At 62.1% G+C, this 13339-nt stretch carries 10 protein-coding genes; 5 read left to right on the top strand and 5 right to left on the bottom strand.

What is annotated here, in order from left to right; genetic code table 11:
• Positions 1-115: 115 nt before the first annotated feature.
• The 4 genes from N005_RS09175 to N005_RS09160 all read right to left on the bottom strand — a co-directional run bounded on the left by N005_RS09175 (position 116) and on the right by N005_RS09160 (position 5060).
• Positions 116-364 carry a DUF1652 domain-containing protein gene (locus N005_RS09175; protein WP_047700889.1) on the bottom strand — a complete coding sequence of 83 codons (249 nt, stop codon included), beginning with the start codon at positions 362-364 and terminating at the stop codon, positions 116-118.
• 242 nt (positions 365-606) lie between these two features.
• Positions 607-2091 carry a helix-turn-helix transcriptional regulator gene (locus N005_RS09170; RefSeq protein WP_047700888.1) on the bottom strand — a complete coding sequence of 495 codons (1485 nt, stop codon included), beginning with the start codon at positions 2089-2091 and terminating at the stop codon, positions 607-609.
• 95 nt (positions 2092-2186) lie between these two features.
• Entirely contained in the window at positions 2187-3470 is a 1284-nt protein-coding gene (locus tag N005_RS09165) for a Zn-dependent hydrolase (RefSeq protein ID WP_047700887.1), read from the bottom strand.
• A gap of 111 nt (positions 3471-3581) precedes the next feature.
• The gene (locus tag N005_RS09160) at positions 3582-5060 is read right to left on the bottom strand and encodes an NCS1 family nucleobase:cation symporter-1 (RefSeq protein WP_047700886.1); all 1479 of its coding nucleotides are present in this window, start codon (positions 5058-5060) and stop codon (positions 3582-3584) included.
• A 378-nt stretch (positions 5061-5438) separates the two neighbouring features.
• On the opposite strand from N005_RS09160, the gene hydA reads away from it, so the two are divergent.
• The 3 genes from hydA (at position 5439) to preA (ending at position 9675) form a co-directional block, all read left to right on the top strand.
• Positions 5439-6878 carry a dihydropyrimidinase gene (gene hydA, locus N005_RS09155; protein WP_047700885.1) on the top strand — a complete coding sequence of 480 codons (1440 nt, stop codon included), beginning with the start codon at positions 5439-5441 and terminating at the stop codon, positions 6876-6878.
• A gap of 154 nt (positions 6879-7032) precedes the next feature.
• Complete coding sequence (locus N005_RS09150; RefSeq protein WP_047700884.1) at positions 7033-8400, top strand: NAD(P)-dependent oxidoreductase; 1368 nt, start codon at positions 7033-7035, stop codon at positions 8398-8400.
• Positions 8401-9675, top strand: a complete 1275-nt coding sequence (preA, locus tag N005_RS09145; protein ID WP_047700883.1) for an NAD-dependent dihydropyrimidine dehydrogenase subunit PreA — start codon at positions 8401-8403, stop codon at positions 9673-9675. It begins immediately after the preceding gene.
• A gap of 114 nt (positions 9676-9789) precedes the next feature.
• Here preA and N005_RS09140 read toward each other — a convergent pair whose 3' ends face one another.
• Positions 9790-10410 carry a TetR/AcrR family transcriptional regulator gene (locus N005_RS09140; RefSeq protein WP_047700882.1) on the bottom strand — a complete coding sequence of 207 codons (621 nt, stop codon included), beginning with the start codon at positions 10408-10410 and terminating at the stop codon, positions 9790-9792.
• 569 nt (positions 10411-10979) lie between these two features.
• Between N005_RS09140 and N005_RS09135 the strand changes: the two genes are divergently transcribed.
• Together N005_RS09135 and N005_RS09130 are read left to right on the top strand one after the other, a co-directional pair.
• Complete coding sequence (locus N005_RS09135; protein ID WP_144402657.1) at positions 10980-12209, top strand: OprD family porin; 1230 nt, start codon at positions 10980-10982, stop codon at positions 12207-12209.
• A 279-nt stretch (positions 12210-12488) separates the two neighbouring features.
• On the top strand, positions 12489-13310 hold the full coding sequence (locus tag N005_RS09130; RefSeq protein WP_047700880.1) for an NAD-dependent epimerase/dehydratase family protein: 822 nt from the start codon (positions 12489-12491) through the stop codon (positions 13308-13310).
• The last annotated feature ends 29 nt before the right edge of the window (positions 13311-13339 follow it).

Below are 13339 nucleotides of genomic sequence, written 5' to 3'. Positions count from 1 at the left end.
ACCTATGGCGAGGGAGCTTGCTCCCGCTTGGGTGCGAAGCGCCCACAAGAAAGGGGCTGCAAGCTCCCTCGCCACAAGCAAGCTCCCTCGCCACAAAGGACCGCATTCAATTTAGCTAGGCGGGATCGTTGCGATGCCCCGGGGTGTTCTGCAGCTCATACCGCAGTTCGTCGATCAGCTTCGCCAGGCTTTCTTCCGAGCGAACGCTGTCGAGGTTCAAGCCGCTCACCACCAGGTCCACTTCCCCACTTTCGCGGCGATAGAGCCGGACGGTCAGGGTACCGTCACCGTTGAGGCTGCATTCGCAGGACAGCGGCGAGAAACTTTCTTCGAGGCGGGCGCGCAGGGGGGCCAATTGGGTCATGGACGGCACCTCAACGCAAGCCACACAAAGGCGCGACAAACAACACCGCCCCCCGGGTTCCGGCAGACATCCTGTCGATGGCACGTTGGCTTCGAATCACTACACATTACGGCGTATTCCTTGACTGTTTCGTGGGGACGCGGCACCGTTCTGAAAGTGCCGCACCCTCACATCCTAAGCAGCCACCTGCCCGCCAGATACCCGAATTTGCACTAACCCTTCCGGTGCATTTGCACTGGCTATCATGGTGCCTTCATGTTCCAGTCATTCCCGAACAGACCCCGCTCCCGGGCCCAGACGATGGCCTCGCTGCGGCTGTGGACATCCAGCTTCGAATACAGCGTAGCGACGTGATTTCGCACGGTATTGGGCGCCAGTTTCAGGCGTGCGGCGATCTCCTTGTCCGCCAGGCCCTGGCAAATGAGCCCCAGCACATCACGCTCACGGGCAGTCAGTTCGGTGTAGGAGGTGCTGGGCAGTTGCGTGTTGATGCTCTTCACGTTGGCCAGCTTCTCTATCAGCGTACGACTGAACCAGGACGCGTCCTTCATCACCTCCTCGATCGCCGCCACCAGCTCCAGTTGCGAGCGCTTGCGTTCGGTGATGTTCACCAGGACCAACAGGTAACAAGGCTGGTCCTGGATGATCACGGTGTCGGCCGCCACTTCGCAGTCGATCATTTCGCCGCCCTTCTTGCGCACCACGACATCGACATTGGATATCGTCGCGGTCTTCTCCAGACGGGCAAACAGCGTGGCACTGGCGTCCTTGTCGAGAAAGCCGATTTCCGCCACCGTCTTGCCAAACAGTTCTTCACTGGCGTACCCGGTGGTTTCGAGGAAGGCGTCGTTGATTTCCAGCAGCAGTTGCTCGGCGCTGCACACCAGGGTAGGCACGGGGGACAGGCGAAACGACTTGGCGAAGCGCTCCTCGCTCTGGCGCAGCGCCGTTTCGGCCTTGCGTCGCGGCTCCATGTCCATGAAGGAAAACAGCATGCAATCTTCGTCGTGCAGGTCCAGTGGCTGGCCAGCGACGATCACCTGCTTGCTCGTGCCTTCCGGCAACTTCAGCTCGGCCTGCATCTGCGGAATGGTCGCGCCCTGTCCCAGGCGCTCGATGGCCAGCTCACGGCGCTCGGCGGCCTCGAGCACGTCCAGCTCGTAGACCGAACGGCCGATCACCTGCTCACGGCTGTAGCCGGTCATCTCCAGGAAGCCCTGGTTGACCTTGATGTAGCGCAGGTCGCTGAGGCGGCAGATCACCGCCGGCGCCGGGTTGGCGGCGAAGGTTTTCTCGAACCGCTGTTCGGCGCTGGCCCACTCCGTGGCGTCGCTGAGAATCAGCACCAGCAAGGTCGGTTCGTCGTTGCGATCGGTCAGCACCATGCTGCGAATGCGGTGGACCCAGGTGCGGTCCGGATCGGCCACCGGCGTGACCTCCACCAGCACATCACTGAACTCATCGCCACGGGCGACCCGAGCGATGGGGTAGCTGTCCTCCGTCAACGGATGGTTGTTGCGATAACGCAAATTGAAGCGTCGGGCGTACTCCCGGGCATTGGCGCCCAGTTCCGCGAGGCTCTTGACCCCATGCATGTTCAGCACGGCCTGGTTGGCCCAGGCAATGGTCTGGTCGACTTCGATCAACATCACGCCGTCCGACAGTCCGGCGATGATTTGCAGCAATTGACGACGATTGGTCTCCGTGGTCGGGACGTCCTGGCTCATTGGGTCTCCATAGGTCAGAAGCGCATGGAGGTTACGACCGTCCGTGGTCGCCGTGCGTTCCCTTGCAGGCGGTGGCGAAACCGCCCCCCGCTCGTTCAAGCCGCCATGCGTCCCTCGGCGATGGCCTGGGAAGCGGCCAGCATTGCCCGTAGCAGCACCGCGCAGCCGGCGGCAAGATCGTCGGGGGCGGCGTTTTCAATCTCGTTGTGGCTGATCCCGCCTTCACAGGGCACGAAGATCATGCCGGCCGGGCCCAGCTCGGCGAGGAAAATCGCGTCATGGCCGGCGCCGCTGACGATGTCCATATGGGACAGGCCCAGCCCTTGGGCAGCTCCGCGGACGGCGTCGACACAACCCGGGTCGAAGTACAGCGGCGGGAAGTCGGCGGTGGGGGTCAACTCGTAGCTCAAGCCGTGTTGCCGGCAGGTATCGTCGATGACCTGCTTGACCTCGGCGATCATCGAGTCCAGCCGCGCCGGTTCCAGATGGCGGAAATCCAGGGTCATGCGCACTTCACCCGGAATGACGTTGCGCGAGCCCGGGTAGGCCTGCAGGCAACCGACAGTGCCGCAGGCATGGGGTTGATGGCCGAGGGCGGCACGGTTGACCGCACCGACGATGATCGAGGCGCCGACCAGGGCGTCCTTGCGCAGGTGCATCGGGGTCGGGCCGGCATGGGCCTCGACACCCCGCAGCGAGAGGTCGAACCATTTCTGCCCCAGTGCGCCCATGACCACACCGATGGTCTTGCGTTCGTCTTCCAGGATCGGGCCCTGTTCGATGTGCGCCTCGAAATACGCGCCCACCGGGTGACCGGTGACCTGACGCGGACCGGCATAGCCGATGGCATTCAGCGCCTGCCCCACGGTAATGCCTTCGGCGTCGACCTTGGCGAGGGTTTCTTCGAGGGTGAATTTCTCCGCGAACACCCCCGACCCCATCATGCACGGCGCGAAGCGCGAGCCTTCTTCGTTGGTCCACACCACCACTTCCAGCGGCGCCTCGGTTTCGATGTTCAGGTCATTAAGGGTGCGCAGCACCTCCAGCCCGGACAACACGCCAAAGCAACCATCGAATTTGCCCCCGGTGGGCTGGGTGTCGATGTGGCTGCCGGTCATCACCGGCGGCAGGATCGGATTGCGTCCTGGACGACGGGCGAAAATATTGCCCACCCCATCGATGCTGACGGTGCAGCCGGCCGCCTCGGCCCACAGCACGAACAGGTCCCGGGCCTGGCGATCGAGGTCGGTCAGGGCCAGCCGGCATACGCCGCCCTTGACCGTGGCGCCCAGGCGGGCCAAGTCCATGAGCGACTGCCAGAGGCGGTCGCGGTTGATGTGTTGATGGGTGGATTGCAGGACGTCGACGGCGGCGTTCATGGAGATCTCCTTTTTCCAGGCACTTTTTTGGCGTATTCGAAGCCGCCATCGCGAGCAGGCTCGCTCCCACAGGGGAATGCATTTCAAGCCTGCTCGCGACAGGGCCCTCCTCTACACGGCAGATTTGACAACGGATGGGCTCGCACGCAAACCGCACAACCCGTAATAAATCACCCCACCCAGCGCCGAGCCGGTGAACCAGCCGTAGCTGTAGAACCAGTTGAACGCATCGCTGCCCAGGGACAGCAGCGTCAACGCCACCGGCACGCCGAAGGCGATGAAACCGTTCCAGTTCCACGCCGGGTAAACGTCGTCGCGGTACAACCCGGCCAGGTCCAGTTGTTGTTTCTTGATCAGGAAGTAATCCACCACCATGATCCCGGCAATCGGCCCGAGCAGGCTCGAGTAACCCAGCAGCCAATTGGAATACACCGACTCGAGGCTGACGTCGGAGACGATCCAGCCAAGTTTTTTCAGCAGTTCGTGGGCCATCAGGGCCAACCCCACCAGGCCGGTCAGCATCACCGCCTTGGAACGGCCGATCAGCCTGGGCGCGAGGTTCTGAAAGTCATTGGTGGGTGAAACGATGTTGGCGGCGGTGTTGGTCGAGAGCGTGGCGACGATGATCAGCACCATGGCCAGCGCTACCCACAACGGGCTCTGGATATGCCCGATCAAGGTCACCGGGTCGGAGACGGTGACGCCCACCAGTTTTTCCGAGGCGGCGGTCATGACCACGCCGAGGGAGGCGAACAGGAACATGGTCAGCGGCAAGCCGATGATCTGCCCGACGATCTGGTCCTTCTGGCTCCTGGCATAGCGGCTGAAGTCCGGAATGTTCAGCGACAGGGTTGCCCAGAAACCGACCATGGCCGTCAGCCCCGCCAGAAAGTAGCCGGTCACGCCGGCCCCTTCGGGCCGTTTGGCCGGGACCGCCATCAGTTCGGTCACGGAAACGTTGGGCAAGGCCCACACCAGCAGGCCCGCCCCCACCAGCACCAGCAGCGGCGCAGACAGGGTTTCCAGCCACTTGATCGATTCGGCGCCGCGCAGCACCACCCACAGGTTCATCACCCAGAACATCATGAAGCCGAGTACCTCGCCCGTGCCCCCCAGGCTCTTCCAGCCCTCGAACACCGAACCGAGAAACAGGTGGATCGCCAGCCCGCCGAACAGGGTCTGGATCCCGAACCAGCCGCACGCCACCAGGGCGCGGATCAGGCAAGGGACGTTGGAACCGATGACCCCGAAGGACGAGCGCAACAGCACCGGAAACGGTATGCCATATTTGGTTCCGGCAAAGGCGTTCAGGGTCAGCGGAATCAATACGATGATGTTGGCAAACAGAATCGCCAGCAGCGCCTCGCCCACCGTCAGGCCGAAATAGGCGGTGAGTACGCCGCCGAGGGTATAGGTCGGCACGCAGATCGCCATGCCGACCCACAGGGCGGTGATGTGCCATTTGTTCCAGGTTCGCTCATGCACCTTGGTCGGTGCGATGTCGTGGTTGTAACGGGGGCTCTCGAGCACGTCGCTACCGGCTTCAAGCTCGAACAACCCGTCGCGCTCGGTCACAGTTGATCTGGTCATGTCCGCTCCACTGTTTTCATTATTTTTGCTCATCGACGGGGCGATGGCCGGAGGACTTGCAGTAAGGCACGCGTACTACCACGGCTCAACGGCGATCAAGCCGCTGATTTGCCGTAACAAATCTCGCTCAAATAACGATCCTGTCAAGCTCGTCAAAATGGCCTGGTAGCGCAGAATCCTGCCGTTTTTTGTATTTATTCGTTTATTTTCAATCAATTAATCAAAAAACCGACTGATCGAAAATAATCTTGCTCATTTCGATATCTCCAACTAGCGTCTAATCCTGACAGCAGTGACAGGAACACCTCTCACTGCACGCCGTGATCGATACAACACCAAGAACCGACATCAGTCGGTCATGCCTGCGAGGAACTCGGAATGTCTCTGTTGATCCGTGGCGCCACCGTGATTACCCATGATGAAAGTTACCGCGCCGATGTGTTCTGTGCCGACGCCATGATCAAGGCCATCGGCGAAAACCTGGATGTTCCGGCCGCGACCGAAGTGCTCGACGGCAGCGGTCAATACCTGATGCCCGGCGGCATCGATCCCCATACCCACATGCAGTTGCCATTCATGGGCACGGTGGCCAGCGAAGACTTCTTCAGCGGTACGGCCGCCGGGCTGGCCGGCGGGACCACGTCGATCATCGACTTCGTGATTCCCAACCCCCAGCAGTCGCTGATGGAAGCCTTTCACCAATGGCGCGGCTGGGCCGAGAAAAGCGCCAGCGATTACGGTTTTCACGTCGCAATCACCTGGTGGAGCGAGCAGGTCCGTGAAGAAATGGCCGAGCTGGTCAACCACCACGGCGTGAACAGCTTCAAGCATTTCATGGCCTACAAGAACGCGATCATGGCCGCCGACGACACCCTGGTGGCGAGCTTCGAACGCTGCCTGGAGCTCGGCGCGGTGCCCACCGTGCACGCCGAGAACGGCGAGCTGGTCTACCACCTGCAACGCAAGCTGTTGGCCCATGGCATCACCGGGCCCGAAGCCCACCCACTGTCACGGCCCTCGCAGGTGGAAGGCGAAGCGGCGAGCCGGGCCATCCGCATTGCCGAGACACTGGGCACGCCGTTGTACCTGGTGCACGTTTCCACCAAGGAGGCGCTGGACGAAATCACCTATGCCCGCAGCAAAGGCCAACCGGTCTACGGTGAAGTGCTGGCCGGGCACCTGCTGCTGGACGACAGCGTTTATCGCGATCCCGACTGGCAGACCGCCGCCGGTTACGTGATGAGCCCGCCCTTCCGTCCTCGTGGGCATCAAGAGGCACTGTGGCACGGCTTGCAATCGGGCAACCTGCACACCACCGCCACCGACCATTGCTGTTTCTGCGCCGAACAGAAAGCCGCCGGTCGCGACGACTTCAGCAGAATCCCCAACGGCACCGCCGGCATCGAGGACCGCATGGCCGTGCTCTGGCACGAAGGGGTCAACAGCGGCAAATTGTCGATGCAGGATTTCGTCGCGCTGACCTCCACCAACACCGCGAAGATCTTCAACCTCTACCCACGCAAAGGGGCGATCCGCGTCGGTGCCGACGCCGACCTGGTGCTCTGGGATCCCCAAGGCAGCCGCACGATCTCGGCCAAGACCCACCACCAGCAAGTGGATTTCAACATCTTCGAAGGCAAGACCGTGCGCGGCGTGCCCAGCCATACCATCAGCCAGGGTCGGCTGGTGTGGGCCGACGGTGACCTGCGGGCCGAGCGCGGGGCCGGGCGCTACATCGAACGACCGGCGTATCCGGCGATGTTCGATTTGCTGAGCAAGCGGGCTGAATTGCAAAGGCCCACTGCGGTGAAACGCTGAAAGCGGCCGTCGGCCTATCGCGAGCAGGCTCGCTCCCACAGGGAACCGCATTTCAAATGTGGGAGCGAGCCTGCTCGCGATGAGGCCAGCGCAGGCCCCAAAAAAAGACACTGCCCACCAGAGGCAGCACCTCCAACACCGTGAGGCCCATTCCATGATCCAGCCCTTGAGCCACCTTCCCCACTCTCTGGAAGACCCGACCACCCTCGCCGCCCGCTTCAGTGACCTGGCGCCACCACTCAACGCCCGGCAAGCCCATCTGGAGGCGTCCCGGTGTCTGTATTGCTACGACGCCCCCTGCGTGAACGCTTGCCCGAGCGACATCGATATTCCTTCGTTCATTCGCAACATCCACCAGGACAATGTCCAGGGCGCGGCCCAGAAGATTCTCTCGGCCAACATCCTCGGCGGCAGTTGCGCCCGGGTCTGCCCTACGGAAATCCTCTGCCAGCAAGCCTGCGTGCGCAACAACAGCCACGAATGCGCCCCGGTGTTGATCGGCCTGTTGCAGCGCTACGCCGTGGACAATGCCCACTTCAGCGAACACCCGTTCAAACGGGCTGCCGCCAGCGGCAAGCGTATCGCCGTGGTCGGTGCCGGCCCGGCGGGCCTGTCCTGCGCTCACCGCAGTGCGATGCACGGCCATGACGTGGTGATTTTCGAGGCCCGGGACAAGGCCGGCGGCCTCAACGAATACGGGATCGCCAAGTACAAACTGGTGGACGATTACGCCCAGCGCGAACTTGACTTCCTGCTGGAGATCGGCGGCATCGAAATCCGCCACGGCCAGAAGCTGGGGGAAAACCTCAGCCTGAGCGACCTGCACCAACAGTTCGACGCGGCGTTCCTCGGCCTCGGCCTGGCCGCCAGCAAACAACTGGGCCTGAGCGATGAGCAAGCGCCGGGGCTGCTGGCCGCCACCGAGTACATCCGCGAGCTGCGCCAGGCCCATGATCTCAGTCAGTTGCCGTTGGCCGACCGCTGCATCGTGCTCGGTGCCGGCAACACCGCCATCGACATGGCCGTGCAGATGGCCCGTCTCGGCGCCCGGGACGTCACGCTGGTCTACCGTCGCGGTCTGGAGGACATGGGCGCGACCGGCCATGAGCAGGACATCGCCAAGGCCAATCAGGTCCGCCTGCTGACCTGGGCCCAACCGCAACAGGTGCTGCTCGACGACGCTGGCCACGTGCGGGGCATGCGCTTCTCCCGCACCCACCTGGAAAACGGTCGGCTGGTCATCGACGCCGAAACCTTCGACCTGCCCGCCGACGGCATTTTCAAGGCCATCGGCCAGGCTTTCGACGAGGACGCGCTGGCGGACCCATTGGCCCGGGAACTCAAGCGCCAGGACGGGCGGATCCTGGTGGACGAACACCTGCGCACCAGCATCCCCGGCGTGTATGCCGGCGGCGATTGCACCAGCCTGGACCAGGACCTCACCGTACAGGCAGTACAGCACGGCAAGCTCGCCGCCGAGGCGATCAATGCCCAACTCATGCTCAACGTGGAGGCTGCGTAAATGGCCGATCTGTCGATTGTCTTCGCCGGCATCAAAGCCCCCAACCCGTTCTGGCTGGCCTCCGCGCCACCCACCGACAAGGCCTACAACGTGGTGCGTGCCTTCGAGGCCGGCTGGGGTGGCGTGGTCTGGAAAACCCTGGGGGAAGACCCGGCGGCGGTGAATGTGTCGTCGCGCTACTCGGCGCACTTCGGCGCCAATCGCGAGGTGCTGGGTATCAATAACATCGAGCTGATCACCGACCGCTCCCTGGAGATCAACCTGCGGGAAATCACCCAGGTGAAAAAGGACTGGCCGGACCGGGCGTTGATCGTGTCACTGATGGTGCCCTGTGTCGAAGCGTCGTGGAAACACATCCTGCCCCTGGTGGAAGCCACCGGTGCCGACGGTATCGAACTGAACTTCGGTTGCCCCCACGGCATGCCCGAACGGGGCATGGGCGCGGCGGTCGGCCAGGTGCCAGAGTACGTCGAACAAGTGACCCGCTGGTGCAAGACCTATTGCTCGCTGCCGGTGATCGTCAAGCTCACGCCGAACATCACCGACATCCGCGTCGCCGCCCGGGCGGCCCATCGCGGTGGCGCGGATGCGGTGTCGCTGATCAACACCATCAACTCCATCACCAGCGTCGACCTGGAGCGGATGGTCGCGCTGCCCACCGTCGGCAGCCAGAGCACCCACGGGGGTTACTGCGGCTCGGCGGTCAAGCCGATTGCGCTGAACATGGTGGCGGAAATCGCCCGTGACCCGCAGACCCGCGGCTTGCCCATCTGCGGCATCGGCGGCATCGGCAGTTGGCGCGATGCCGCGGAATTCATCGCCCTGGGCAGCGGCGCGGTGCAGGTGTGCACGGCGGCGATGCTGCACGGTTTTCGCATCGTCGAAGAGATGAAGGACGGCCTGTCACGCTGGATGGACAGCCAGGGCCACGCCAACCTCCAGGCGTTCTCCGGTCGTGCGGTAGGCAACACCACCGATTGGAAATACCTGGACATCAACTACCAGGTCATCGCCAGGATCGACCAGGAGGCCTGCATCGGTTGCGGCCGCTGCCACATCGCCTGTGAAGACACCTCGCACCAGGCCATCGCCAGCCACAGGCAAACTGACGGAACGCGCAAATATGAAGTGATCGATGAAGAATGCGTAGGTTGCAACCTGTGCCAGATCACCTGCCCGGTACAGGATTGCATCGAGATGGTGCCGGTGGAGACGGGCAAGCCGTTTCTGGATTGGGATCATGATCCGCGCAATCCCTATCATGTAGCGGTTTGAGGGCAGAGGTGCCTGGACTGGCGCCATCGCGAGCAGGCTCGCTCCCACGGGGGATCGCATTTCCAATGTGGGAGCGAGCCTGCTCGCGATGACGCCCTCAGCCACACCCCAGTTTCAAGGCTCCAACCCGATCCCCCGCAAAATCACCCCGGTCACCGTCTGCACCGCCCGCTCGAACTGCATGTCCGACAACGGCTGGTGATCGTTGAGGATGTTGATCTGGTGATCGAAGTCAGCGTAGTGCTGGGTCGAAGCCCAGATCATGTAGAGCAGGCTCGAGGGCTCCACCGGCAGGATGCGTTTGTCCTCCACCCACTGGCGAATCTTCGCTTCCTTCATCTTGGCCCATTCATAGAGGCTGGCGTCCAGCGCCTGCCCCAGCGCGGGCGCGCCATGGATCACTTCGTTGGCCCAGACCTTCGAGCCATAAGGCCGGCTGCGGGAGTGGTTCATCTTGGCGCGGATATAACTGCTGAGCACCACCCGCGGATCGTCGAACATTTCGAAGCACAAGGCGTCCTGCTTCCAGACTTCCAGCAGGTCGAACAGCACGGCACTGTACAGCTCGCTCTTGGTGCTGAAGTAATAATGCAGGTTGGAACGGGGCAACTGCACTTCAGCCGCGATGTCGGCCATGGCGGTGCTGCCGAAGCCTTTCTCGGCAAAGACCTTCTCCGCGGCCAACAGGATTTTCTCGACGTTACTGCGACGAATCTCGATCTTGTGATTGCCCATGAGGGCTCCCTGGCAACAGCGATGCCCAAGACTAGCATTCACCCACTGTCGAAAACACCGCGAGTCCCTGCGGGAGTCGCTCCTTGTGGCGAGGGGATTTATCCCCGCTGGGCTGTGAAGCAGCCCCCTAGGCACTCGCACAATATGTCTGATGCATCCAGGTCTCTGTAATTAGGGCTGCTTCGCACCCCAGCGGGGATAAATCCCCTCGCCACAGAAACTGAGGTGCTTCAAGGGGACCATTCGACCAATGTCTTAGACCAGTCATCGCATAACCCTTCAGGCTCGGCTGCTGCCCGCCATGAGCCGCCGCCAAGGCCTCGTCCTGCACTTTCCTTCGCTGCAACCATTGACCCAGCTCATTTTCAAGCATCGCCCAATTGGATAATTCCGATTATGGCCAGTTGACAACGCGCAACGGCCCACAAATAATCCGCCTCATGTTGTACGACGACGTATGACAAATAAAAACAACAAAAAAGTAGGGAGCCGTCATAGTGAGCACACGCGTCCGTTTTTCGCCCGTCCACCGTCCAACCCGCCGTACTCTTCTCCATTCCAGTCCCGCAATGCTGTTGCTCGGTTGCAGCGGCCTGGCCGCGTTCCTGCCAACCGTCGCCCATGCCGAAGGTTTCGTCGATGACGCCAAGGCCACGTTGAACCTGCGCAACGCCTATTTCAACCGCAACTTCACCAACCCGAACAACGCCCAGGGCAAGGCCGAGGAATGGACCCAGAGCTTCATCCTCGACGCCAAGTCCGGTTTCACCCAGGGCATGGTGGGGTTCGGCATGGACGTGCTGGGCCTGTACTCGATCAAGCTCGATGGCGGCAAAGGCACCGCCGGCACCCAGTTGCTGCCGGTCCACGATGACGGCCGTCCGGCCGATGACTTCGGTCGCCTCGGCGTGGCCCTCAAGGCCAAGGTGTCGAAGACTGAATTGAAGGTCGGCGAATGGATGCCGGTGTTGCCGATCCTGCGTTCCGACGACGGTCGCTCCCTGCCGCAAACCTTCCGCGGCGGCCAGGTCACCTCCACCGAAATCAGCGGCCTGAGCCTCTACGGCGGCCAGTTCCGCGGCAACAGTCCGCGCAACGATGCGAGCATGGAAGACATGTTCATGAACGGCCGCCCAGCCTTCACCTCCGATCGTTTCAACTTCGGCGGCGGTGAATACGCCTTCAACGACAAACGCACCCAGGTCGGCGTCTGGTACGCGGAACTGAGCGACATCTACCAACAGCAGTATTTCAACCTGACCCACAGCCAGCCCATCGGCGACTGGACCCTGGGCGCCAACCTCGGCTACTTCATCGGCAAGGAAAACGGCAGCGCCCTGGCCGGCGACCTGGACAACAAGACCGCCTTCGCCATGCTCTCGGCCAAGTACGGGGGCAACACCTTCTACGTCGGCCTGCAGAAACTCAGCGGCGACGATGCCTGGATGCGCGTCAACGGCACCAGCGGCGGCACCCTGGCCAACGACAGCTACAACTCCAGCTACGACAACGCCAGGGAAAAATCCTGGCAAGTGCGCCACGACTTCAACTTCGCTGCCGTCGGCGTGCCGGGCCTGACCCTGATGAACCGCTACATCAGCGGCGACAACGTGCACACCGCCACGGTGGACGACGGTAAGGAATGGGGCCGTGAAAGCGAACTGGCGTACACCGTGCAGAGCGGTGCGCTGAAGAACCTCAATGTGAAGTGGCGCAATTCGTCGTTGCGTCGGGACTTCAGCACCAATGAGTTCGATGAGAACCGGATCTTTATCAGCTACCCGATCAGCTTGTTGTAAGGCGGCTGGGGTGGGTCTGCTGGATCAGATGGCGTTTGGACTGCCGTCATCGCGAGCAGGCTCGCTCCCACAGGGATGATGGCAGGCATCACTGAACCACTGTGGGAGCGAGCCTGCTCGCGATGGCGGCGGTACATCCAACATCCATGCAAGCTGCCCCACCGCTTTCGCGAGCAAGCTCGCTCCCACAGGGGACATCAGCAAAAGGACAAGGATATTTTCCAGCGGTCAAACGGCAACCTATAACTGATACCTCTCACTGTTCGCTCAGGTAATTCCATGACTACCACACACATTCGTCACCCGTTCAATCGCTTGTTGCTGACCGGTGCCGCCGGCGGCCTGGGCAAGGTCCTGCGCGAACGCCTCAAGCCTTTCGCCCGGCACATTCGCCTCTCGGACATCGCCAACATGACCCCGGCCATCGATGAAAGCGAGGAAGTGGTGCTGTGCGACCTGTCCGATAAACAGGCGGTGCATCAGCTGGTGGAGGGCGTCGATGCGATCCTGCATTTCGGTGGGGTTTCGGTAGAGCGCCCGTTCGAAGAAATCCTCGGCGCCAACATCAGCGGTGTGTTCCACATCTATGAAGCCGCTCGCAAGCACGGCGTCAAACGGGTCATTTTCGCCAGCTCCAACCACGTCATCGGTTTCTACAAGCAGGACGAAGCCCTCGACGCTCTCTCCCCTCGCCGTCCGGATGGCTACTACGGCCTGTCCAAGTCCTACGGCGAAGACATGGCCAGTTTCTACTTCGACCGCTACGGCATCGAGACTGTCAGCATCCGCATCGGCTCGTCGTTCGTCGAACCCCAGAACCGCCGGATGATGAGCACCTGGCTGAGCTACGACGACCTCACCCATCTGATCGAATGCTCGCTCTACACCCCGCAAGTCGGGCACACCGTGGTGTACGGCATGTCCGCCAACCGTGATGTCTGGTGGGACAACAGCCACGCCGCGCACTTGGGTTACCAGCCCAAGGACAGCTCCGAAATCTTCCGCGCCAAGGTCGAAGCGCAGCCGATGCCGGCCGCCGATGACCCGGCCCGGATCTACCAGGGCGGCGCCTTCGTGGCAGCCGGCCCGTTCGACGACTGATTCACCTGTATTTCATGGGATACGAATGC

Source organism: Pseudomonas mediterranea CFBP 5447 (assembly GCF_000774145.1).
GTDB classification, from domain to species: domain Bacteria; phylum Pseudomonadota; class Gammaproteobacteria; order Pseudomonadales; family Pseudomonadaceae; genus Aquipseudomonas; species Aquipseudomonas mediterranea.
Note: the sequence above shows the minus strand (reverse complement) of the source record. Positions and strands in the feature narration are given on the sequence as shown.